At 53.1% G+C, this 24,435-nt stretch carries 22 protein-coding genes; 12 read left to right on the top strand and 10 right to left on the bottom strand.

What is annotated here, in order from left to right:
• The first annotated feature begins 43 nt into the window (after nt 1-43).
• Nucleotides 44-1,090: an IS481 family transposase gene (locus IPJ96_07395; protein MBK7910174.1), complete on the top strand. Its 1,047-nt coding sequence runs from the start codon at nt 44-46 to the stop codon at nt 1,088-1,090.
• Nucleotides 1,091-1,545: 455 nt separating this feature from the next.
• On the opposite strand, the gene IPJ96_07390 is transcribed toward IPJ96_07395, so the two are convergent.
• The 4 genes from IPJ96_07390 to IPJ96_07375 form a co-directional block, all read right to left on the bottom strand.
• Nucleotides 1,546-2,112: a hypothetical protein gene (locus tag IPJ96_07390; GenBank protein ID MBK7910173.1), complete on the bottom strand. Its 567-nt coding sequence runs from the start codon at nt 2,110-2,112 to the stop codon at nt 1,546-1,548.
• Nucleotides 2,113-2,125: 13 nt separating this feature from the next.
• Nucleotides 2,126-3,319, bottom strand: a complete 1,194-nt coding sequence (locus IPJ96_07385) for a GlmU family protein (protein ID MBK7910172.1) — start codon at nt 3,317-3,319, stop codon at nt 2,126-2,128.
• A gap of 38 nt (nt 3,320-3,357) precedes the next feature.
• Nucleotides 3,358-3,738 carry a hypothetical protein gene (locus IPJ96_07380; protein ID MBK7910171.1) on the bottom strand — a complete coding sequence of 127 codons (381 nt, stop codon included), beginning with the start codon at nt 3,736-3,738 and terminating at the stop codon, nt 3,358-3,360.
• Nucleotides 3,739-3,824: 86 nt separating this feature from the next.
• The gene (locus IPJ96_07375) at nt 3,825-4,070 is read right to left on the bottom strand and encodes a type B 50S ribosomal protein L31 (protein MBK7910170.1); all 246 of its coding nucleotides are present in this window, start codon (nt 4,068-4,070) and stop codon (nt 3,825-3,827) included.
• A gap of 197 nt (nt 4,071-4,267) precedes the next feature.
• On the opposite strand from IPJ96_07375, the gene IPJ96_07370 reads away from it, so the two are divergent.
• From IPJ96_07370 to IPJ96_07340, 7 genes are all read left to right on the top strand, one after another.
• The gene (locus IPJ96_07370; protein ID MBK7910169.1) at nt 4,268-5,998 is read left to right on the top strand and encodes a DUF349 domain-containing protein; all 1,731 of its coding nucleotides are present in this window, start codon (nt 4,268-4,270) and stop codon (nt 5,996-5,998) included.
• A 329-nt stretch (nt 5,999-6,327) separates the two neighbouring features.
• Nucleotides 6,328-8,364 carry a T9SS type A sorting domain-containing protein gene (locus IPJ96_07365; GenBank protein MBK7910168.1) on the top strand — a complete coding sequence of 679 codons (2,037 nt, stop codon included), beginning with the start codon at nt 6,328-6,330 and terminating at the stop codon, nt 8,362-8,364.
• A gap of 203 nt (nt 8,365-8,567) precedes the next feature.
• Nucleotides 8,568-9,338: a PorT family protein gene (locus IPJ96_07360; protein MBK7910167.1), complete on the top strand. Its 771-nt coding sequence runs from the start codon at nt 8,568-8,570 to the stop codon at nt 9,336-9,338.
• A 225-nt stretch (nt 9,339-9,563) separates the two neighbouring features.
• Complete coding sequence (locus tag IPJ96_07355) at nt 9,564-10,217, top strand: hypothetical protein (GenBank protein ID MBK7910166.1); 654 nt, start codon at nt 9,564-9,566, stop codon at nt 10,215-10,217.
• Between the two features lie 65 nt (nt 10,218-10,282).
• On the top strand, nt 10,283-10,654 hold the full coding sequence (locus IPJ96_07350; protein ID MBK7910165.1) for a DUF805 domain-containing protein: 372 nt from the start codon (nt 10,283-10,285) through the stop codon (nt 10,652-10,654).
• A 163-nt stretch (nt 10,655-10,817) separates the two neighbouring features.
• On the top strand, nt 10,818-11,231 hold the full coding sequence (locus tag IPJ96_07345) for a hypothetical protein (protein MBK7910164.1): 414 nt from the start codon (nt 10,818-10,820) through the stop codon (nt 11,229-11,231).
• Between the two features lie 70 nt (nt 11,232-11,301).
• Nucleotides 11,302-12,249 (top strand): T9SS type A sorting domain-containing protein, encoded by a 948-nt coding sequence (locus tag IPJ96_07340; GenBank protein ID MBK7910163.1) that lies wholly within the window; start codon nt 11,302-11,304, stop codon nt 12,247-12,249.
• A gap of 271 nt (nt 12,250-12,520) precedes the next feature.
• On the opposite strand, the gene IPJ96_07335 is transcribed toward IPJ96_07340, so the two are convergent.
• A complete protein-coding gene (locus tag IPJ96_07335; protein ID MBK7910162.1) occupies nt 12,521-14,653 on the bottom strand; it encodes a PKD domain-containing protein in 2,133 nt (710 codons plus the stop codon).
• 386 nt (nt 14,654-15,039) lie between these two features.
• Here IPJ96_07335 and IPJ96_07330 point away from each other — a divergent pair, with 386 nt between their 5' ends.
• Both IPJ96_07330 and IPJ96_07325 read left to right on the top strand, forming a co-directional pair.
• Nucleotides 15,040-16,530, top strand: a complete 1,491-nt coding sequence (locus IPJ96_07330; protein ID MBK7910161.1) for a hypothetical protein — start codon at nt 15,040-15,042, stop codon at nt 16,528-16,530.
• Nucleotides 16,531-16,771: 241 nt separating this feature from the next.
• Nucleotides 16,772-17,383, top strand: a complete 612-nt coding sequence (locus IPJ96_07325) for a WbqC family protein (protein MBK7910160.1) — start codon at nt 16,772-16,774, stop codon at nt 17,381-17,383.
• Between the two features lie 9 nt (nt 17,384-17,392).
• Here the strand turns inward: IPJ96_07325 and pfkA are convergent, their stop codons facing one another.
• The 3 genes from pfkA to corA are packed head-to-tail and all read right to left on the bottom strand — an operon-like array spanning nt 17,393 to nt 20,695.
• Nucleotides 17,393-18,364 (bottom strand): 6-phosphofructokinase, encoded by a 972-nt coding sequence (pfkA, locus tag IPJ96_07320; GenBank protein MBK7910159.1) that lies wholly within the window; start codon nt 18,362-18,364, stop codon nt 17,393-17,395.
• Nucleotides 18,365-18,417: 53 nt separating this feature from the next.
• Nucleotides 18,418-19,566 (bottom strand): hypothetical protein, encoded by a 1,149-nt coding sequence (locus IPJ96_07315; GenBank protein MBK7910158.1) that lies wholly within the window; start codon nt 19,564-19,566, stop codon nt 18,418-18,420.
• 1 nt (nt 19,567) lies between these two features.
• On the bottom strand, nt 19,568-20,695 hold the full coding sequence (corA, locus tag IPJ96_07310; GenBank protein ID MBK7910157.1) for a magnesium/cobalt transporter CorA: 1,128 nt from the start codon (nt 20,693-20,695) through the stop codon (nt 19,568-19,570).
• Nucleotides 20,696-20,828: 133 nt separating this feature from the next.
• On the opposite strand from corA, the gene IPJ96_07305 reads away from it, so the two are divergent.
• Both IPJ96_07305 and IPJ96_07300 read left to right on the top strand, forming a co-directional pair.
• Nucleotides 20,829-21,560, top strand: a complete 732-nt coding sequence (locus IPJ96_07305; protein ID MBK7910156.1) for a class I SAM-dependent methyltransferase — start codon at nt 20,829-20,831, stop codon at nt 21,558-21,560.
• Between the two features lie 45 nt (nt 21,561-21,605).
• Entirely contained in the window at nt 21,606-22,325 is a 720-nt protein-coding gene (locus IPJ96_07300) for a ZIP family metal transporter (GenBank protein ID MBK7910155.1), read from the top strand.
• 50 nt (nt 22,326-22,375) lie between these two features.
• On the opposite strand, the gene IPJ96_07295 is transcribed toward IPJ96_07300, so the two are convergent.
• Both IPJ96_07295 and IPJ96_07290 read right to left on the bottom strand, forming a co-directional pair.
• Complete coding sequence (locus IPJ96_07295; protein MBK7910154.1) at nt 22,376-22,843, bottom strand: peroxiredoxin; 468 nt, start codon at nt 22,841-22,843, stop codon at nt 22,376-22,378.
• A 122-nt stretch (nt 22,844-22,965) separates the two neighbouring features.
• On the bottom strand, nt 22,966-24,432 hold the full coding sequence (locus IPJ96_07290) for a DUF2079 domain-containing protein (protein MBK7910153.1): 1,467 nt from the start codon (nt 24,430-24,432) through the stop codon (nt 22,966-22,968).
• Nucleotides 24,433-24,435: the final 3 nt, after the last annotated feature.

Here is a 24,435-nt window from a genome sequence, read left to right as displayed (position 1 = left end):
TTTAGGATACGAAACATAACAATAACCCCTAAACTGTCAAACAATGAATACAGAAGCTAAGTTAATCAAAACCAAGTTAGGCTTGTTGAAGTTAGCCGAACAATTGGGTAATGTATCCCAGGCGTGCAAAGTGATGGGCTATTCACGGGATAGTTTCTATCGGATCAAAGAGTTGTACGATACCGGTGGGGAGACGGCTCTGCAAGAGATCAGTCGGAAGAAGCCGATACTGGCCAATCGGATGGATATAGCCTGGGAGAACGCCATCGTACAGATGGCCACAGACTATCCGGCCTACGGTCAGCTTCGTGCATCGAACGAGTTGCGTAAGAAGGGGATTTCTGTTTCACCGGCCGGGGTACGGTATATCTGGATGCGGCATGATCTGGAGACCTTTGCCAAGCGTCTGAGCGCTTTGGAGGCGAAAGTGGCTCAAGACGGACTGATTCTCACCGAAGCGCAACTGGTTGCCATGGAAAAGAAACGGGAACAGCAGGAAGCCATTGGCGAGATTGAAACCGAACACCCCGGTTACCTTGGAGCCCAGGACACGTATTATGTGGGCAATATCAAGGGTGTAGGCCGGATTTACCAGCAAACCTTCATCGACACCTACAGCAAAGTAGCCTTTGCCAAATTGTATGACCGTAAGAACGCCTTGACGGCAGCCGATATGCTCAACGACAAGGTGCTACCATTCTTTGAGGAGCATGGCTTGCCGCTGCTTCGGGTACTCACAGACCGGGGTACAGAGTACAACGGCAAGCGGGAGAGTCATGAGTACAGTCTTTATCTGACACTGGAGGATATCGATCATAGCCGTACCAAGGCCCGGCATCCTCAAACCAACGGCATCTGCGAACGCTTCCATCGGACAATCCAGAACGAGTTTTATGCGGTTGCCTTCCGAAAAAAGGTCTTTGGATCGCTGGAGGAATTACAGAAGGATCTGGATCAGTGGATAGAAGAGTACAACTGTGAAAGGACACACACCGGAAAATACTGCTTTGGTAAAACACCAATGGAGACATTCCTGGACAGCATACCCTTGGCGCAAAGTAAAATGCTCGATAAATTAGCAACCGGTTAAAAGTTATTCCGGGCGACGGATCCTTAAAAATCCGTCAGACCGGAAATAACTTTTAACCAACCCTGTCTGTCAGGTGAAGTTCTAACTATTACACATAAGACGAGGGAAAGAGGGTTCCGAGTTCCGGGTTTCGGGTTCCGAGTTGTTAATTGTAATATTGTTTGCCGTTAATTGCTTACTGCCTACTGCCTACTGCCTACCGCCAACAGCCTACCGCCTACTGCTTACTCCTGCTTTCGCTAAAGCTACGGCAGGCAGGCGGGTTTAGGTTTATTCTAATTGTTAGACTTAATTTCTTACTGCTTACTGCCAACAGCCTACCGCCAACTGCTTACTCCTGCTTTCGCTAAAGCTACGGCAGACAGGGTTCACTATTTACTATTCGCTATTGGCTATTCGCTATTCGCCACTCACTGTTCACTGTTCACTGTTCACTGTTCACTGTTCACTACTAACTAACTCAACAGCTTCTTCGCCTCCGACTTCAAAAAATCAATCGCCTTCTGCGTAGGCAGTGTTTCGAGTTTGAGGACCTGTTCGAAGATCGAAGAGCTCATCTGGATGCCGGAGGAATGGTTGCCGACGTTCGAGAAGGCGTTGTTGATGATGCGGATCATCTCTTCCTTCGAGCTCTTGACTTCGTCCCAGGCCTGCTCCGAGACGTAGATCTGCTGCGAGAGGTTGTGTTCGAACTCGGCGCGGATCGTGGCGACGAGGTCGGCTTGCAGTTGCTGCGCAGTCATCCCGCCCCGGTGCACGCGCACCAGGATGCTGTTGGGGTTGATGCGTTCGAGGAACAGCACCATCCGTTCATAGGCCTGCAGGCGCAGCGGCAGGGCGTCTTTCTGCTTGGCCATACGTTCGTCAACGGCTTTGGCTTGCATGTCTTTTTCCAAAAACCGCCGCAACACCTGTTGCTGCGTCTCGAGGAAGCGCTTCATCACCATGAACATCCCGGCCATCACGAGGAAGGCGGGTACAAAGTACAGGAGGACGTCGGTCCAGTCTTGTTGGTTCTGCATTGTCGTCTGTTATTTACCAGGCACGGTACTTCGTGCTCGAATCATACAGGTGTCGGAAGATGCGTTGTTCCGCATCGTTGAACGCCAGCTTACGTCGTTCGAAGACGCGGCTGGCCACCTCGATCGCTTCCTCAAGCCGGTAGGTCGAAAAACCTTCGGAGCCGCCCCAGGCGAAGGAAGGCACGAACTTGGGCGGGAAGCCGGTGCCGAAGATGTTCGCGCTCACGCCCACTACCGTACCGGTGTTGAACATGGTGTTGATGCTGCACTTGGAATGATCGCCCATGATGAGTCCGCAGAACTGCAGCCGGGTGTTCACATAAGTCTCTTCCTCGTAGCTCCACACTTTCACCACCGAGTAGTTGTTCTTCAGGTTGGAGTTGTTCGAGTCGGCGCCGAGGTTGCACCATTCGCCGAGCACCGAATTCCCCAGGAAGCCGTCGTGCGCCTTGTTCGAATAGCCGAAGATCACCGAATTGCTCACCTCGCCGCCGACCTTGCATTCCGGACCGAAGGTGGTGCCTTCGTAGATCTTGGCGCCCATCTTCACCGTCGAGTGTTCGCAGAGGGCGAACGGCCCGCGGATCATCGCGCCTTCCATCACTTCGGCGTCCTTGCCGAGGTAGATTGGTCCGGCGCTGGCATTCAGGATCGCGCACTCGGCTTTCGCGCCGGGCTCCAGGAAGACGCGCTCCGGCGCGATCACCCGGTTCGATGCCGACAGCGGCGCGGACGTCCTGCCCTTCGTGAGCAACGCGAAATCGGCTTCGATGCCTTTGCCGTTCTTCGAAAAGATATCCCAGGGATAGCGTACCTGTTCCAGGCTGCCGCCATACTCCACCGGCTTCATGGCGGAAAAATCAGGATCGCTACCGCCGTCTTTGGCGGCCGCTTGATCGGTACGCGCGGCGATCACCACTTCGCCGGCACACAGGCAACTGCCTTTTTCCAGTTGCTGCACGGCGCTCACCAGCGCATCATCGGCGATCACCGAGCCGTTGATCCAGAGGTTGTCATCGGTCGCGGCGAAGCCGTACTTCACGCGCAGGTAGTCGGCGGAACGGAACGAACTGCCGCTCGCGCCCAGGCGGCGTTCCCATTTTTCGCGCAGCGTCAGGATGCCCAGCCGGATCTCGGCCACCGGCCGTGTGAAGGTCAACGGCAGCAGGCGTTGCCGGTTGTCGTCGTCGAAGAAGATGAGGTGCATAGTGTTGTTGAACTGCCCGATGCTTGTAAGCACACTACTCAGGCAGAATACCAGTCAGGTTTACGGAAGTGAAGAATTGCCAGCGACAGGAACGGCAGGATCGAAAGGATCATCCAGACATTCCGGCTCAGGATGCCGACTAACAGGATCATCAGGGCCAGCAAACCCATCAGCACAAGGCCAAAGGTGCCGAGTCGCCGACGCGGTTTCGCCAGGATGAGGTTGACCAACAGCAACACCTGTCCGGCAAAGGGCAGCAGGATGAGCGGGTGGGTTATGGTATCCGAGCTCAGCGGCTTTTGAAAGAACAACTGGTACTCGGCTTGTGCCAGGGTGATTGATTGTCCCCCGCCCCATTCCATGTAACCACACAGAAAGGTCAGCACCAGGGCCAGGAGCAATACACGGACTTTAGTCATCGACGGCGATTCCGGTCAAATTTAGCCAAACACAAAAGAAAAAGTCCCTCTTGCGGAGGGACTTTTTCAACGAAAACCGAGTGGTTTTATTTCTTGTAGCGGTTGCGGAACTTGTCGATACGACCGGCGGTATCGACCAGCTTCATCTTACCGGTATAGAACGGATGCGACATGTGGCTGATCTCCAGCTTCACCAGCGGATACTCATTGCCATCGGTCCATTTGATGGTGTCTTTCGTCTCGACCGTCGAACGCGTCAAAAAAGCGTAGTCGCAGGAAATGTCCTTGAATACGACCATTCGATAGTTCTTGGGGTGAATCTCTTTCTGCATGGATATTCGAAATTGGACGGCAAAGATACGTCTTTTTCCCAAGAAACCAAATACTTTGCTTGACTTGTCGCCTTTTCAGGTGCTATCTTCCGTCCGAGGCGGGAAGTCCCGAAAATCAGCCACTTCCGGCGGATTGGACGCGAAAAACGCTAAATTTGATACTCCCCGGGATCGATCCCGCTAATTTACCCTATCCAATGAGTGTTACCAAGGACGAGCTGATGACCCAGCTCGAGGAGCTTGCCCGGCAGGAGATGACCGAAGAGGTCACCCAGAAAGCCGACGAGCTTAAGAACGAGTACTTACGGCTTGCCGAACACCGCAACCAGGAGTTGCTCGAGCAGTTCATCGCAGAAGGCGGCACAGCCGACAGCTTCGAACCGCGCAAGGATCCGGATGATGGCCGTTTCGCCGAACTCATGCACATCCTGCAGGACCGGCTCGAGAAAGCGAAGAAGCTGAAAGCCGACGAGGTGCAGACCCAGCTCAAAGCCAAGGAATCCATCGTGGCCGAACTGGAAAAGCTGGTGAGCGAAGAGACGAACATCGGCAAAGCCTTCAACACCTTCCGCGAGTTACAGAACCGCTGGAAGGAGATCGGTAACCTCTCCCACCGCGACTACCGAAACATCCAAAGCGCGTACCACCGCCACGTCCACAACTTCTATTACAACATGAAGTTGAGCAAGGACCTGCGCGACCTCGACTTCAAGCGCAACCACGAACACCGCACCCAACTGCTCACAAAGATCGAATCGCTCGGGCAGATGGAATCGGTCAAGGGCGTTGAGCGCCTGCTCAACCTTTACCGCATGGAATGGTCGGAGCTCGGTCCTACCGCGCCCGAGACCATCGAACCTCTGCGGACCCGCTACCGCGAACTCATCGGCGGGGTGCTGCAACGCATCCGCGATTTCTACCAGTCGCGGCAAAAAGAAGAACAGGTCCACCTCGAAACCAAGAAAGCCCTGCTGGAGCGCGCCAAAGGCATCGCGGCCGAAACCTTCGACAACCCCAAGGCCTGGCAGACGATGACTGAGACCCTCAACGGCATCTTTGAAGACTGGAAAAAAGCCGGCTTCGGCCCCAAGGCCGAGAACGAGAAGATCTGGAACGAGTTCCGCAAGGAGCTCAACACCTTCTATACTAAAAAGCGCGAGTTCTTCGGCGAACTGAAAAAGTCGCACAAGGCCGGTCGCGAGAAGAAGCAGGAACTCATCAAAAAGGCCGAAGCCATCGCCGCGGCCACACACGAGACCTGGGAAGAGCCCACCAAACAGGTGATCGCCCTGCAGCAGGAATGGAAAGCGGCCGGACCGGTCGAAGGCTGGGAAGAGAACAAGCTCTGGAAGAAATTCCGGGAAGCTTGTGACAAGTTCTTCGAAGCCAAGCGCGGTCATTTCGGGCAGCGCGACGCCGAGCAGTTGGCGAATTTGCAGAAGAAGAAAGACCTGATCGCGAAGATCGAGGCCTTCACGCCCACCGGCAATACGAACGAGGACCTCAAAGTCCTGCGCGACTTCAGCGCCGAGTGGAAGACCATCGAGCACGTGCCCTTCAAGGAGAAGGAAAAGATCTGGGACCGCTACAAGAAAGCCATCGACGCGAAGTACGCCTCCATGAAGCTCGAAGCCGGCGAAGCCCATCTCGCCCGCTTCCGCAGCAGCGTGGAGCTTCTCGCCCAGAGCGATGAAGCCGGCAACCTGCTGCGCCGGGAGAAGAACAACATCCGCGAAAAGATCGGCAAGCTGCAGGCCACCATCAACCAGTACGAGAACAACCTCGGCTTCTTCCGCAACTCCAAAAACATGGGCGGCCTCCTCGACGAAGTCGAAAACAACCTAAAACGCGCCCGCGAAGAGATGGAACTACTCCAAAAGAAGCTCAAAGCGTTTTCGGAAGTCCAGCCTCCGGCGGAGAATCAATAACCCGTTAATCGAAATTTTAGGCGGCCTCACGATCATTGGGGCCGCCTTTTGATTTCTCGAAATACCCGACCCCATGAATTCTCCCCCTATGAGGTAGGATTGGCGCATTGCGTGATATATTTTAACAGTTGATTCTAAGCGAAAATGGCTATTTTAGGGGGTGAAAGATGTGCGGGAGTTGCGCATTTTATAATGTTAGCTGCCATTATTTGGCGAGAGTACGAACTCCAAATTGACTGCAAGAAACAAACAATAAAAAACTAATATAAGAAAAGTGTGATATAAGGCTTGAATTAAACTAATTTTGATAGGAGTAATTTTTAAGTATAATGCGAAATTTTTTATTCATTTTAATTTTATTGTTGCAAAACATTTTTTTGTTTTCACAGCCATCAATTGAATGGCAAAAATGCTTGGGAGGAACTGGATATGATGAGCCATCATTCCTAAACCCTGCGAAGGATATGTTTCAACAAACAGCTGACCACGGATATATAATTGCGGGAACATCAAATTCTAATGATGGAGATGTAACGGGTTTTCATGGAGGAAGTGGTCCTGATTATTGGGTTATCAAAACAGATAGTTTGGGAAATATAGAATGGCAAAAATGTTTAGGTGGCACTTCCAGTGAATGGGCTACAGCAATTCAACAAACAAATGATGGAGGCTATATTGTGGCAGGTATTACAGGGTCTAATAATGGAGATGTTTCTGGCAATCATGGCTATTCAGATTATTGGTTGATAAAGTTAGATAGTGCGGGTAATATTCAATGGAAGAAATGTTATGGAGGAGGTTATGGTACTGTTTCAGGTTATGATAACCCCTATTCAATCAGGCAAACTTTGGAGGGTGGCTATATTATAGCAGGGAGAAGCAATTCTGGAAACGGAGATGTTACAGGACTTCATGTTGCAAGTTGGTATTATAGCGATTACTGGATTGTAAAATTGGACACATCAGGAAATATCCAATGGCAAAAATGTTTAGGTGGCTATCTTGATGAAGAAGCGCATTCAATTGCATTAAGTAATGATAGCGGTTTTGTAATTGCAGGAGAGGCTCGTTCCTACGATGGCGATGTTACAGGGAATCATGATACCACCGGAAATACATATGATTACTGGGTTGTGAAACTTAACTCATCAGGGAACATTTTATGGCAGAAATGTTATGGAGGTTCAGAGAATGATATACCATCTTCTATTAGTAACACATCCGATGGTGGTTTTATAATTGCAGGTCAAACATCCTCAAATGATGGTGATGTTATAGGCTACAATGCTCAATTTGAGGAAGGTTGGATTATTAAGATTGACAGCATCGGGAATCTACAATGGCAAAAGTGCCTGGGAGGACAAGCATCTACGGCTGTACAAACATCAGATGGAGGATTTCTAATTGCGGGAAATGTAGCCCCCAATGACAGTGACCAGACTTTGTATCCAAATATTGAATATTTCTGGTTGGTTAAACTTGATAGTGCCCACAATTTTCAGTGGCACTCATGTGATGGATATAAAAACGGAGGATATTGTAATACGGCTATTCAAACCTATGATGGCAAATATGCATTTCTCGGAAATGTTTACAATAATGGCGGAGACGTTACTGGTGCACATGGAGGGAAAGACATTTGGTTAGTCAAATTATCTGACCTAAACATTATAAAGAGCAAACAGCGAGAAATTTGTTCATTATGCAATGGTTTTATAACCATCAATGCGACCGGCGGTACTCCTCCTTATTCTTTTTTATGGAGCACCGGAGAAACAACAGACTCAATTTCAAATTTATGCCATGGAACTTATTCTGTCACTGTAACAGATGCTATGGGGCTGATTGGAGCATGCTCTGAAAACATTATGAATGACACAGTGAGGGTTTACGGCACTCAAACACCTGCATCGTGCTGGTCCTGTCCAGATGGCACAGCGACCTTACACCCTACCGGTGGCAGCGGTTTATACCATTATTCATGGCAAGGTTTTTCAGATACAACCGCAACACTTACCGGATTGCCGAATGGTTCTGTTTATGGTTGTGTGACGGACAGCTTTGGCTGCGCTGCATGTTATTCAATTGAAGTCATGAGTCCGGTTGGTCTAGATGAAATATCAGACAAAAGGAACTTTATCTATATCTCTCCTAATCCAACTTCAGATAAAATTTATATTGAATCCTCTGAAGAATTCGGCCAAATTAATTCAGTACAAGTCTACAATTCGATAGGAGAGCTAGTTATTTTCGTAGAGAACTCAATAACAATTGATTTTGCGTCAATGAAATCAGGAATATACTTCATCATTGCTACAAACATGAAAGGCCACAAATTGAAAGCAATCGCTATGAAAATGAAGTAGGTGAAATATCAAAATTGATACGGATTATGATCCTCAACAATTAGATGAGCAGTATTCAGCGTGACTGACATCGCTTTCGGCGGAAAGTTCAACCCGATGCACCGTCCCCGCTCGGCGAAAAGTTTAATCCCGCAGATGTTGGGTGGAATGTTCTCGGATCATCAGCTATGCTGATACTATTTTCCAGAAATTGCTGAAGTAAAATGAAACGACTGACTACCATTCTTGCATCCATCATCTCGCTCACTGCTATCGGGCAAGACACTTTGAAAACGAAGGGGGCAACGGAATTCAAGCGAATGATGTTCGGCGTAAATAGCTCACCTGACTATTGTTATCGAACATTGAAAAACAATGGTGGAAATGCTATGGCTTCAACAGTATTTGACATACGCAATAGCAGCGAAGAATACAAGATCGGTTACACAGCCGGCCTAAACGCTTGTTATAACTTTTCGGAGAGATTCGGAATTGAATTAGGAGTACAATATTCAAATAAAGGTTACACGTATAAAATGTCCGACTTGTCTTTTGGAGATCTGATAGGTTCGGGTAATGGCATTGTTTATTCCACTCCCACCGGGCAAGTGCCGGTCGAAGCAAAATACCGCTATAATTTCATCTATCTGGACGTGCCTGCTCGAGCCATTTTTTATTTGGGAACTAAGAAGGTTCGCTTTGTTGCAAGCGTTGGCGTGGCAACCAATATCCTGCTCAAAGCTACGCTGACAAGCGTTTCAGAATATGAGGATGGAAATACCAAACGCGAAACCTATGACCAGGAATACGATTTCAAATCCTTGAATGTATCACCTACAATAAGTGCCGGTTTGGATTACAGCATAAACAACAAACTCAACCTGAGAGCAGAACCTACGTTCCGCTATGGCTTAATCGAAATCATTGACGCACCGATTACAGCCTACCTGTGGAACGCAGGGATGAACATCACTTGCTATTACGCGCTAAAATAATTGAACGAGCCGGGTGGGAAGAGATGCGAGGGACGTAGAGCAAGGAACATAAGCGAGGGACGTGGGACGAGGGACGAGGGTTAAACTGACGTGGGACGTGGGACAAGCTCGGCTCTATTCGCTATTCGCTATTCGCAATTTACTGTTTACTGTTTACTGTTCACTGTTCACTCTTCACTAATCACTACCCGCCTTTTCACTACATTGTACTGACCCACCACCACCATGTCCCCTACCCGTTTCCTGCTTGCTGGCTTTGCGCTTCTTTGTCTTGTTTGCGCCCGACCGACGGATACCTCCGGCCAACCCGGTCTCTGGACCTGGGTGCACGGCGATTCGACTTATAACACGCCCGCCCGCTACGGTATCCGCGGTGTAGCCGACAGCAGCAACCTCCCCGCCGGGGTGTATGCTCCGGTCTTCTGGACCGGTAAGGACGGCACGTTTTGGATCTACGGCGGGAAGGACGTCACTTCGCATTACCTTTCCGAGCTGTGGCGGTTCGATCCCGATACGCGGATGTGGACCTGGATGAAAGGCGACAGCGGATTGGTGGACCAGCCGCCCACCTTTGGCAGCAAGGGCGTCTCCGCTCCCACTAACTCGCCCGGCGCGCGAGGACTCGGTTGTCCGGCCTGGACCGACACCAGCGGCAACCTCTGGATGTTCGGCGGGTCTGCCAAGCAACGGACCGGCTCCTTCCCATTCCGGTATATGTCGGATGTCTGGAAGTACGACATCCCAACCAACGAATGGACTTGGATGGCCGGCGACTCCATGCCCGGCGCGCGGGTACTGGGAACGCGTGGCGTGCCCTCGACCCTCAACCTGCCCGGTCAGATCGGCGAATGCTCCGACGCCTGGACCGATCCTGGATGAAATTTATCTTTACATTCGATTTCGAAACATGTAATCCACATTTCATTTTTAACCTACTATACACCATGGAATGGTATTTTAAAGTCCTCAACCAATTCGCTGACTTCAGCGGGAGAGCAAGAAGGAAAGAATACTGGATGTTTGCTTTGTTCAATGTGCTGTTTACGGTAGCAGCCTTGATCCTGGACAAGTTTATGGACATAGGCTTTAACGGCTCTTACATTGGCTGGATCTACATTTTGTATAGTCTTGCCATCTTCATTCCGTCATTGGCAGTTACGGTACGACGTTTACACGATGTCGGTAAGAGCGGATGGATGTATCTGATTATCCTGATTCCGATCATCGGCGCTATTTGGCTACTGGTACTAATGGCCACAGACGGACAACCCGGTACCAACTCATGGGGCCCCAACCCCAAAGAACAAAGCGAATAGAAATCAACAAGACTATTCATATGAACCTACGCTAAAGCAACAGCAGGAATTTGGAAACCAGTAATTAGTAATTCGTAACTGGATTCTCAAACTAAAATAACTGATCGCTCTACTTTCAACCTTCAACCCACTACCGGCAATCAACTTTCAACATCCCACAAACATGAAACTCCCTTCCTACCTCTTCGCCTTACTCCTGCTCTCGCTTACCTCCTTCGGCCAGGACATCAACCAACTCTACCTGCGCGGGAAGTATCGGGCGGAATGTCCGATGGAAGTCATGGACAAAGCGAGTTTTCGACATTGTGAGTTATGCCCTTTTGTGAGCGTTTCCAAAAGCGACAACACTTCGATGATCTCAGAAATACAACTCGACTTCGGAACCGACTCCTTGACCCTGAATCAACGCGGAAAGTTCACCACAGTGCCCTACACCCGCGACACCAACGACCTTTCCATCCGGTTTCGCTTTTCGGAAAAAGACTATTTCTTCCGCGTCTTTATCCACAACGACCAATACATCCTCGAGTCAGCCGACGGTTTGCTAATGGTACTCACCAAGGCGGCGGAGAAATAGTTGAAAGTTGAAGGTTGAAAGTTGAAAGTTGCCAATCACTAATTACTAATTACTAATTACTAATCTCCCCTTGCCCCTCCACTACCGCCTCCTCCTTGCACTCTCGTTTCTTTCCGCTGCCGCCCCTGCGCAAACCTCCACCTACTTTCCTTTTCCGAACGACAGCGCTTACTGGTGCTCGGAATATTGCGGGAATATGGGCAATGGCTTGATTGAAGCGACGGATGTTCTGAATGGGACTACCCAGATCAACGGTCAACAATACAGTCGGCTGCAACACTTCCAGCGGTCGTGCAACGGCGGGGGCTTTTGCGTTTGCGCCCAGATCGTTCAGGTCGATACGGCCACGTATTATCTCCGGCAGGATATTCCGAACAAGAAAATCTGGCTCTACGACTTCGCGACCAACCGGGACACCATCTTTCTCGACTTCGACTTACAAGTCGGTGACACGATCGATGCCCGGAACGCATACTGGGCAAGGGACCTTTTCCCGGTGGATCCCATCCAGGTCATCCGCATCGACTCCCTGCCGATCGCCGGCCAATACCGTAAGAGGATCAACTACCTCTATTTCGGCTACACCAACTACATGGTCGAAGGCATCGGTCCGGCACACGGCCTGTTTTTTCCGCCCAACTCCGGCATTGACTATGCATCAGCACTCGATCTGTTCGTCATACAGAATCAGCCCTACTTCCCGGTCTTCGCGACCGACACCACCGGTCTGGGACAATTTTGCGTCGACTTCACCACGGGCATTCCCACCACCGAACAGCTGGAGCTTTTTCTGGTGTACCCCAATCCCTCGGCAGGAGAAATCACCATCCGGCTCGACCAGCGCATCACCGATGCCTGCTTCGAACTATTCTCGGCCCAGGGATCCCTGGTCCATCGCGCAAGCATCTCCGGTCCAAACCCATCCCCGATCCGCCTCCAACACCTCAACGCCGGCATCTACCTCGCAAGACTCACCGAAGGCGACCGCAGTTTGGTGAGGAAGGTGGTGGTGAGGTAGGTTGTGAGGGACGAGGGACGAGACCGAGACCGAGGGAAAATGGGGCGAGGCCTGCCTGCCGAAGCTTTAGCGAAGGCAGGGACGAGGGACGAGACCGAGACCGAGGGAAATGAGACGAACTAGGCTCTATTCGCTATTCACTTTTCACTGTTTACTATTCACTGTTCACTGTTCACTGTTCACTATTCACTGTTCACTAAAAAAAACCCGCCCGGAGAAAACTCCCCCGGGCGGTGCATTGAAACAGGAACAAACACTAACTAATGGAGCATCATCGCTGGATCGCCACTTTGCGCGATACGGACTGACCGTCGGCGTCGAGGTGGAGAATGTAGAGACCCGGTGCGAGCGCGGCGGCGTCGAAGCGCAGGCGGTGCTCACCCGGCTGACGGGAACCGCTGTCGAGCAGTTCTACGCGACGACCGGTCAGGTCCATGACTTCCAGGGTCACATCGGCCTGGCGGTCGAGGGTGTACTGGATATCGGTGGCCTGTCCGAAGGGGTTCGGAGCATTCTGGAGCGAACCGTTGCGGACCGGACCTTCAGCGATGCCCGTACCAAGACGGAAGGCGTACACGCTGTCGCAATCACAGAACGTATCGGTACCGATCACCACGCAGGCGCAGACGTTGAACCAGCCCTGGGTTGCATAGGTATGCGTCGGGTTCAGGGTGCCGGAAGAATCCGTGGTGCCGTCGCCGAAGTCCCAGAAGATGGCCGAAGGCAATCCGCAGGGTGAGTAGATCTGGTACACCATGGTCGGCGTGCCCGGCATGGTCGAGTCCGGATAGGCGAAGAACTGCGGCATGCAACGGCTCTGCGCGTCGACGCTGCTACACCAGGTATCGGTGCAACCCGAAGCGGTGGTGATGGTCAGACAAACCGTGTAGGTGCCGGTGACCGCATAGGTATGAACCGGGTTCTGGCTGGTCGAAGCCGTACCGTCGCCGAACGACCACTGCCAGGACGTTGCGCCGCCGGAAGAGCCGTCGTAGAAGCTAACGGTGGTGCCGGCGCTATCCGGAATGTACTGGAAGTTCGCCGTGCAACCGAGCGCGCCGCCGACTACGATGCTGTCGCAGTACGTGTCGGTGCACATGGAGTCGGTGATGGTCAGACAAACCAGATACACACCGTTGGCGTTGTACTGCCAGGTAACAGGATTGCTGCCGTACGAAGTGGCGGTACCGCCGTTACCGAAATCCCAGGTGCAAAGCACGTTCAGCGGAGAAGAAGTGTTGGTGAACACCACAGCACCCGAAGGACTCACATTGGCCGTGAAGCTGGCTGTACAACCCGTACCACCGCCACCGACGGTAACACGGTCACAGAACGTGGAGGAACAACCGGAAGCTGTGGTGATGGTCAGGCAGATCTGGTAGTTGCCCGGCGTAGCATAGGCATGCGAAGGGTTGTTCTGGTTACTCGTAGCGCCGTCGCCGAAATCCCAGGCCCAGCTCACGATTGAATCGTTGGAGACGGAGTAGTCGGTGAAATTCACCAGCATCGTTCCTGCCACCCACGCGCCCTGGAAGGCCGCAGAACAGGTGATGGCGCCGCCGCCGTTCACGTAAAGGGAATCGCAATAGGTGTCGGTGCAGGCTTGCATGGAATCCGTCACCGTCATGCAGACCGTATAGGCGCCGTTGGCATTGTAGGTATGCGAGAGGCTCGCATTACCGATGGAGGTGCCAAAGGAACCATCACCAAAATCCCAGGTACAGATCGCGCCCGCCGGAGAAGGGTTGCCGGTGAAGGTCGCGGTGTTGCCGCTGGTCGAAGTGGTGAACGATGCCTGGCAGGAACCGGTGCCGTTGATGGTGATGGCTGTGCAGTAGGTATCGCTGCAACCCGCGCCATCGGCAATACTCAGGCAAACGGTATACGTACCCGGAGCCGGGAACGTATGCGACGGGTTGGCCACTGTCGAGGTGGTGCCATCCCCGAAGTCCCAGGAATACGTCAACCCGCCGGAGCCGATACTGGTGTTCTGGAAGTCGTACACACCCGCCGGGCTGACCGTGAAGGTGTACGAAGCGTTGCAGGCAAGCGTCTGTCCTACGTAAATGGAATCGCAGGTGGTCGTCCAGCAACCAGTAGCAAACGTGGCAGTCAGGCAGACCACATACGTGCCGTTGGAGTTGTAAAGGTGCGAAGGATTCTGCGCGGTAGAAGCAGTACCGTCGCCGAAGCTCCACTGCCAGGAGACCGGACGGTCACCGTTGGCGTCGTAGGAAGAATCGTAGAACGATAGCTGATAAGGAGAACCGGAGGTCGTATAAGCGAAACCGGTATAACACGGCACCTGTGCACGGGCAATACTGCCCATACCCAGGAAGAACATCAGCAACAAGCCGGTCAGCCAGGGACCGCTGCGTTGCAAGGAGTAATTGGTAAACTTCATGGTACTAGAATTTAGGGTTGGATGGATGCGTTTGATTCGATGATCCAAAAGTAGATGGGCAACAACGCAGGTACAAGGCGAAGTGTGGAAAATCTTACGCGTCCAAGACGAGGTATTAGGATTGGTGATTGGTGATTGGTGATTAGTAATTGGTAATTAGTAACTAGAAACTAGTTGGAGACTCCTAATTACTAGTTACTAATTACTAGTTACTAATTACCAGTTACCAGTTACCAGTCACAAATCACTCAAACGCCGCCACTCAACCTTCCAACCTTCAACCTTCAACCAACCCGAAACTCGGAACCCGGAACCCGGAACACTATACATTCTTACGCATCCAACCACCCATCCCCACCCCCACCTTTCCCGTATATTTGCCGCCTATGAGCCTTAAAAACGCCTTGTTACTGGCTTTTTTCGGATTGCTGATCGGATTTTCTTCCTGTAAAAAGGACGAATTCATCACCGACGGCGACGCGAAGCTGGAGTTTTCGACCGATACGGTCATCTTCGATACGGTCTTCACCACGGTCGGTAGTTCCACGGAGGTTTTCGTCGTTTACAACCGCAACGACCAGCCGGTGAAGGTCAGTTCCATCCGCCTGGCTACCGGCGACCAGTCGATGTTCCGCCTGAACGTCGATGGCCTGCCCGGACGATCGTTCAGCGATGTGGAGATCGGCGCCGACGACAGCATCTTCATCTTCGTAGAAGTAACGGTGGACCCGAACAACCAGAATACGCCTTTGGTTGTCACGGATTCCATTCTCTTTGAGACCAACGGCAACCTGCAGGACATCGACCTGGTGGCCTGGGGACAGGATGCTTATTTCCACAAGCCGCCGGCCGGCTCTCCCCCGCTCTTCTTTCTGGATTGTAACGACACCTGGAACAACGATAAGCCGCATGTCATCTATGGCTACGCCCTGGTCGATTCCGCCTGCACGCTGACGATCAACGCGGGAACGAATGTCCACTTACATCCCGGCTCGGGCATCATCGTCTTATCCTCCGGGACACTCAAGGTGGAAGGCACGACCGGCAGTCCGGTCACCATCCAGGGCGACCGGCTCGGCTTCGACTACCAGGAGATCGCCGGACAGTGGGACCGCATCTGGCTGAGCAACATCACACGCAGCAACCTGATCAACGGCACGAACGAGATCGGTCCGGGTTCTCGTAATTCGGTCATACGAAACTGCGTGATCAAGAACGGCAACATCGGCCTGCACGTCGACACGGTCTTCGGTGCGGGCGAAACGACGCTTCGCCTGGAAAACACCTTCGTGCGGAACATGAGCGGCAACGCGCTCCTGCTGCGCGGGGCGGTGATCGATGCGTACAACTGCGCCTTTGCCAACTGCGGACTGCAGGTGGCCAACATGCTCTACGGCGGCACCTATCGCTGGTACCACTGTACCTTTGCAAACTTCTGGTCGGAGGAATCCCGCCAGGACCCGGTCGTGTTGATGAACAACTACTTCGGCAACAACGTGCGACGGATCGACGCGAACTATTACAACTGCATCGTGTACGGCAACAACGACCAGGAACTGGGCATCGACTCCTTTCCCAATGCCGCCCCCGGCCTGTTCAACTATAAGTTCGACCACGCGCTGCTGAAGATCGAAGGCACCTTCCCCACTTCCAACCCGCTCTTCTACAACGCGATCATCCGCGCTACGGGCAGCAGCAACAGTCCGCGCTTCCAGGATGTAGACAACAATATCTACAAACTCGACAGTACCAGCATCGCCATCGATGCCGGTGACGCCGCTTTTCTTTCCATTGACCCGATCCTCAACACCGATCTCGAAGGCCTTGTCAGGCCGCAGGGTTTGGGACCGGATTTGGGGGCTTATGAACGCCGATGATTTCTTAATTGTAGATTGAAAATTGAAGGTAGAAGGTAGAAGGAATCACGCTGCTTATGTACATGGAGACTGTTGAAGTTGGCCTGTGTCAGTGATCCAACAATCATATGGTATAATTCGTCATCTATATCAAAATCTCAAGATTCTCTTACTCACTTCGCAATCATTCGCACTTTCAAACCCCCATTTCAATCAACTTTCAACTTTCAACCTTGAACCTTCAACTTTCAACTAAAAAGCAATGCTGCTCCCCACCGCTTACTTCCCTCCCATTTCCTGGCTGAAGAAAGGCTTGTCCGGAAACGCGATTCTGATCGAAGCGAAAGAGCATTATTCCAAACAGACCTGGCGCAACCGTTGCAGGGTCTATGGCGGCAACGGGCCGATCGAGTTGGTGATCCCGGTGGACCATACCAACCGCTGGAGGATCCCGATCGACGAACTGAAAACTTCCACCGCCACCGATTGGAAATGCTTGCACTGGAAGAGTATCCGTTCGGCTTACGGCAAGGCGCCTTACTTCGAGTATTATGCAGAGACGATCGAAGCCTGCTTTCGAAAAGACTCACCCGAACACCTGTTGGATTTCAATGAAGCCTGTCTGCGTAGCGTCCTGAAACTGTTGAAAGCGGATAACCCGATCGAACGCACGGAATCGTTCACGCCATACACGGACAACGACCCGCGATTAGTATGGTCGGAGATTGATGCGGAGACCGGATGGACGTTTCCTTCCTACTACCAGTCGTTCGCCGACCGTCACGGCTTTTTGCCTAACCTTAGTTCGCTGGACCTGCTTTTTCATCTCGGCCCGGATAGCCGGGAATACCTGGAGAAAATCACCCGCGCTTAACCTTTCTCCTCAGAGTGACAGGATCTCCGCGACCCGCATGAGGTCGTAGGGGAATTCTTTGCGGCGCGCAACGACCGTTTCAAAGGGAGTTTCCGCGATCTTATTGTCGATTACACCGACCATGATGTCGCGTCGGCCCTGCACCAGCGCGTCGACCGCGGCTACTCCCAACCGGCTGGCGAGCACCCGGTCGAAGCAGGTCGGACTTCCGCCCCGTTGCATATGTCCCAATACGCTGACGCGCGTATCGAAGGAATCGAAACGCTGTCGCACGGCGTCCGCGATCTTGTATGCTCCGCCGGCATCATCGCCTTCGGCAACGATCACGATCATGGATGTCTTCTTACGATGCCAGCCGCGTTGCAGGACCTGGACGATCTGTTCGATGCGTGTACGCGTTTCCGGAATGGCAATCGCTTCCGCCCCGGAGCCGATGCCGCTGAGCACGGCGATCATGCCGGCATCACGTCCCATCACTTCCACGAAGAAAATCCGGTCGTGCGAATCGGCCGTGTCGCGGATCTTGTCGATCGCCTGCACGACGGTGTTCAATGCCGTATCGTAACCGATCGCGTAATCGGTTCCGTAGATGTCGTTATCGATCGTCTTCGGTACGGCGACGACGGGAAGATCGTGTTCCTGCAAAAACTGTTGAATGCCGCGAATGGAGCCATCGCCACCGAGGAGGATCAATCCATCGACTCCGTTGGTCCGCAGGTTCTCATACGCCTTCGCCCGTCCTTCAACGGTCATGAATTGTTCGGAACGCGCCGTCTTCAGGATCGTACCGCCACGCTGGATGATGTTACTCACGGCATGCGACGGAAGCGGGATGAACTGGTTTTGGATCATCCCTTCGTACCCGCGCAGGATGCCGGTTACCTCCAGTCCGTGATGAATGGCTGAGCGGACGACGGCGCGGATTCCGGCATTGAGTCCGGGACAGTCGCCACCGGTGGTCATGACGGCGATCTTCTTCATTGCGGGTGCTGCGATCATTGGAATCAGAACAAAGCTACGGAAACAATGTTCCGCTATTCCCCACCCCGGCGACTGCCGCGGTAGAGTTCAAACTTCAGAAAGCGGCACTCGATCGGACCGTTGAAGACCTGGATGCGTTTGGACGGGCGCAAGCCGATCTGCTTTTCCGCCTCGCGATTGGCCGAGAGGATCCAGGCTTCGCTGCCGGCGTATTGCCGTTTCAGCGTATCGCCGATGCCTTTATATAAACGCTGGATATCCTCATGTGCTATGCGTTCTCCATAAGGTGGGTTCATCACCAGCAGGCAGCCGTCGGCCGGAGGCTCCAGTTGTTCGAACTCGCCCGTGCGCAAGATGATGTCGCGTTCCATGCCGGCCGTACGCAGATTGGACTTTGCCGAGGATAGCGCGACCGAGCTGCGGTCTGATCCGAATACCGGTACCGATGATGCCGGCAACTCCTGCGCTAGCGCGGCTTCGCGCACCGCGCTCCATAATCCTGCGTCGAAATTCATCCAGCGTTGAAAACCGAAGCCCTCCCGGAATCGTCCCGGAGCGATACGACGCGCCAACAAGACGGCTTCAGTCAACAAGGTGCCGCTGCCGCAGAACGGATCGTACAGCGGGCGATCACCCTTCCAGCCGGTCAGACCGATCAGGCCCGCCGCGAGTACTTCGCTCAGGGGTGCGCCCGCCGGTTCCTCGCGATACCCGCGCCGGTGCAGGGAATCCCCGGAACTGTCGAGCGAAACAGTGGCATTGTTCTCCACCAGGTGAACGTGGATCCGGACAGTCGGGCGTTGAATGTCGACGTTCGGCCGTTTTCCATACGCGTCGCGGAACTGGTCAACGATCGCGTCCTTGGTCTTCAGTGCGATGTATTGCGTATGGTCCATGTTGGATCGATACGCCACCGCGTCGACGGCCAGTGAGCCGTCCACCGGCAGGAACTGGTTCCATTCCACTTCCTGTACGCCCGCATACAAGGCCTTTTCATCCGGAGCGGAGAAGCGATGTACTTCCTGCAAGACCCGCAGCGCATAACGGCTGCAGAGGTTGATGCGGTACACGGTCTTCAGATCGCCGTTGGCATAGACCGCGCGTTTGCCGGCCTTCGCTCCGCTTGCCCCGAGGGCCGTTACTTCCTCCGCCAACAGGGACTCGAGTCCGGCGAAGGTTTTGATCACCAGGGGTGCTTCCATATCATTCTTTCGATAGCCATCCTTTGCGATAAAAGAAAATGAGTTGCAGGATCACGATCACGACCATGACCAGCAACACCGTAACGTAACCGTACGGCATGTACAATTCCGGCATGTTGAGCGGCATGACCTTGCCGGTAACCGGATGCACGTCCGTGAAGTTCATCCCGTAAAGGCCGACTATGAAGGTCAACGGGATGAAGATCGTGGAGATGATGGTCAGGACTTTCATCACCTGGTTCATGCGTTGGCTCACCGACGAATGATAAACATCCACCAGCGATGCCGTGACTTCCCGGTAACTCTCGACCAGATCGAGGATCTGGATACTGTGGTCGTAGGTGTCACGGAAAAAGATCTTCGTGGCTTCCTGCACTTGCGGGAAAGCCGACCGAAGGATGTCGTTCACCTTATCCCGCTCACTCCAGATGCTACGCCGGATCTCGATGAGCTCGCGCTTGATCTGGAGGATACGGTTCAGCGCCTCGCGCGTAGGCCGCAGCAGCAATTCATCCTGCAGCTCGTCGAGGCGGTCGCCTACGTGTTCCAGGATCGGATACAAGTTGTCCAGCGCGACATCCATGAGCGCATAGGCCAGGTAATCGGCACCATACTTGCGCACGAACCCTTTTCCATGCCGGATCCGGTCGCGCACCGGATCGAGCACATTGTCGTACCGGTCCTGGATCGACAACACCATGTTCTTGCCCAGGAAAATACTCAGTTGATCGTTGCACAAACCCGTCTCCATTTCGCGAAAGATGCGGGAGATCAGGAACAGGTGCTGATCATATTCGTCGGCCTTGGGCCGCTGGTACTGATTGACGACATCTTCTATCTGCAGGCGGTGGATACCGAATGCGGTGGCGAGCTCTTCCATGAAGGCACGGCTGCCAAAACCCTGCACATCGATCCAGGCGACCCGGTCCGGATAGGACTGGATCGCGGCGGTAGCTTCGGACAAACTGTTGAAGGGTCGTTCGTCGAAAAAGTCGGGGGTATAGAAAAAGCCCGTGATCCGGGGCTTGAGCGCGCCTTCCTCTACCAGGATGTTGCCGGGCGGGGTACCGGGCGGTGCGTGTCGCGCGCGACGGGCGCGGTGACGCTTCTTACTGCTGGGGCGCTTCATGACGGGAGGTTAAAGATTTACAAATATTCGTTTCTCGAACCCAGTCACATGCTCAAATAATCCATGCACGTTTGTTGAAAGCCCTCCATTCCCGCCCATTTGGCAAGGCCGAAAAAACCGAACTTCGTGATGCATGAAACCCTGGTACGAAACCTGGTTCGATTCACCCTACTATCACATCCTGTATCATCACCGTGATGGTACGGAAGCGGCCGCGTTCCTGGACCGCTTGATCGGACAACTGCCGATGCGATCAGGGGCCCGGGTGCTCGACGTAGCCTGTGGAAAAGGCCGGCATTCCATCCACCTGAACAAACGAGGATTTGATGTATGCGGCTTCGACCTTTCCAAAGCCAGCATCGCGCACAATCGCCAATTCGAAAACGATCGTTTGCACTTCTTCGTGCACGACATGCGCGAAGTCTTTCGGGTGAACTATTTCGATTACGTGTTGAACCTGTTCAGCAGTTTCGGATACTTCGAAAGCGAACGGGAGAACTACAACGCCTTCCGGGCGAACGCGGTCGCCTGTAAACCCGGCGGCAGCATTATCGTGGATTTCTTCAATGCCAAAAAAGTCTGCGCCGCCGGTGGGAACACCGTTGAGCAGGAAATCGACGGCATCACCTTCACCAGCAGGAAGTACTTTACGGAGCACCATGTGCGGAAGGAAGTGCGTTTCTTCGCAGGCGGAGATGAACGGACGTTTACCGAGCAGGTGCGGCTTTTCAATCGGGACGACTTTCACCGCTTCGCGCAAAAGGCCGGCTTGCTGGTCCTGCAGGAATACGGAGATTATCAGTTGAATCCCTTCGACGAAGCGAGGTCCGACCGTTACATCCTGGTGGCCGGCAAGCCTGCCTGACGGCTTTTTCAAGAAGCGGCGGAATCGTAACTTCGTCGGCCCGGCATGTCATCCTTCGAATTCCTACTGCTCTTTGCCTCCATCCTGGCCAGTGGAAGCCTGATCTTCCTGATCAAGAGGATTCCTCCGAACGCACTCAAACTACTGCTGTCGTTCAGTGGCGCCTACCTGTTCGCCCTCAGCCTGCTCCACCTCCTGCCGGAGGTTTACAGTAACGGCGGCGCCGGCATCGGCATCTTCATCCTTGGCGGTTTCTTTCTCCAACTCTTACTGGAGATCTTCTCGGAAGGGATCGAGCACGGTCACATCCACGTCCACAAACACGATCACAAGCACGCGTTCCCGTTAGGCGTCATCCTCGGATTGTGCATTCACTCGTTCTTGGAAGGCATGCCCCTGATCCAGCATTTCACCGATGCCAACACCCAGCGCTCCCTGCTGGCCGGTATCATCCTGCATCATATCCCGGTAGCCCTGGCACTGACCAGCATGCTGCTCGCATCCCACATCAGCAAGCCGGCCACGTTCTTCTACCTGTTGCTGTTCGCTTCCATGGCGCCGCTGGGCGCGGGTGCCAGTTTGTTACTGAGCGAATACACCACTGGGGATCTTTCGCTGTTCTTCGACCGGGCGATGGCGGTGGTGATCGGTATCTTTTTGCATATCTCTACGACGATCCTTTTCGAGTCCTACGAGGAACATCGGTTTAACCTCTACAAGCTGGGCATCATGCTCCTGGGCGCCGCGATTGCCCTGATGAGCTGAAACAAAAAAGCCGCCCTTGTCGGAGCGGCTTCCTGCTTTGATCAGTTGGATCAGCCCAGTTGCTGAACGGCTTGTTTGATGGCATCCATGTTCGGCATTTCGCCGGGATTGGGCAGTACTTCAATGTAGCGAACAATTCCTTCCTTATCGATAACGACGGTGGCACGCTTGGCTACGTTCTTATAGCCGAACGCGAAGTCCGGAAGAATCATATCATAGTCGCGGATCATAATTTTATTGAAATCCGAAAGCAACGGGAAAGTGATCTTGTTGTCCTCACCAAACCGCTTGAGTGCGAAGAAACTATCGACCGAAACGCCGATCGTTTCCGCATTCATGCCGGAATAGGCATTGTAATCTTCCTGGATGCTGCACATTTCCTTGGTGCACACGCCGGTCCAGGCCATGGGGAAGAAGAAAACAACCAGGTTCTTTCCTTTGAAATTGGCCAGGGTGACCTCTTCTTTATTCGTATTGATAAGTTTGAAATCCGGGGCTTTTTGTCCGATTTGAAGCATAAGGTTTGTTTTTAGCAGCTGCGAATTTAGCTATAATGGACGAAACAAGCTCAACTGCAAAATGTTCATTCACTCCCGACTCTGGATCAAGCTTTCATGATCCCAATAACCATACTGCGACATCACTTCCGTCGCAGCAAGATCACCCCATCCTGATCGAATACGAGCGAATAGGCATCGGAATGGCGCAGGCTGTCCAGTTGAAGACGATAATCTTCCTGTGTGAACGGAAACGGATTGCCTTGCTCCAGCAGGAGCACATACCGACATCCCTCCGTCTTCGGGAATATCAACGCGCTGTCGCGCCAGGCCACCCGTGGATGCAGGTTGGTGTGGGCGGAAACGGATACGTCGGCAGGTATCCGTCCGAGGGCTTCGCTCAAGGCCTTCTTATCAACTATCGACTTCCAATGCGGCGCCTGATACACCCGCAAATTCTCCCTGCGAACGAACGCCTGCACCCGGTCCATGGTTCGTATCGTAGCAGCGATATCCAGCACCAGCAACCCGACGAGTAAAACGGTACGGAGTCGCACTTGTTGAACGGTCCCGGCCGCGATCGCTCCGCCGATTGCCAGGAGTGGCGCGAACTCCGCATTGTAATGATCGTTCACCCCCCAGACCTGTACCTGGTCGTTCAGTAACTTCTGTAATAAGATCGGCACAGCCATCCAGATAAAACCGGGAACACGCAGCAGGATCCAGGCTCCCGACAAGAGGAATATGAACCAGAACTCCTGTTTGATCCCGGGTTTGAATCCCGGAACAGGAAGATGGTCGGTGAAGAGGGTCCGGATCACCAGGGCCGGATCCGTTACGATCGTCGTGAGTGCGCTTGCTATATCCTTTCCCAAGACCGAGTAGCGAAACTGCGACAAGACACCACCTTCGTGCAGCTGCGGCATCCACCAGGCGCTTACGAGCATAAACCAGCCGCCGGCGATCAGGGACTTCAGCAACAGCGCTTTTCGTGTAGCGGGGTCACGATAATACCAGCAGGCACCGGTTGCAACGAAGACCATCCACAACGACATGTTCTCCCGCGCGAATAGAATCAGCGTAAACGTGAGCCACTGCAGCAGCGGACGACGTTCCTGCAGTCCGACGAAAAACCAGGGCAAGAGCGCGGCTGCCACCACGTTGCTGTGATAATCGAAACTCAGAGCGCCCGATATGCCGAAGTGAAGTCCAAAAACCAACATGAGCAGGGTGGCATCCAGTATTCTCCCGGTCCGCAAGATGGAAAACCGGTAGATCCCGCAGGCACCGAAAAGCAGCACGGCCCATTGTATCAGGAGCAAAGTCCAGGAACCGAAGATCCAGGAGAACGGTGAGAACAACGGCAACAGCAAATCGAAATGATCGCCAAGCAGGTTCTCCGGAACGGAACGGAAACTGGAACTGTCGTTGAATTGGAAGTGCGCGTAATCGTACAGCGCATTGGTGTACAATCCAAGGTCGAGTCCGAAGGTTCGGAAGCAACTATGGTTAACGAAGCTGATGGAAGCGTAAAAGAAGGCAAGGAACGCCAACGCCCACAGCGGATACCGGCTGTCTCCGTTCCAGGGCAGGGTGTTCCGCTTCGCCATGAT

The organism is Bacteroidota bacterium (assembly GCA_016713765.1).
Taxonomy (GTDB): Bacteria; Bacteroidota; Bacteroidia; order AKYH767-A; family 2013-40CM-41-45; genus Pollutiaquabacter; species Pollutiaquabacter aromativorans.
Note: the sequence above shows the minus strand (reverse complement) of the source record. Positions and strands in the feature narration are given on the sequence as shown.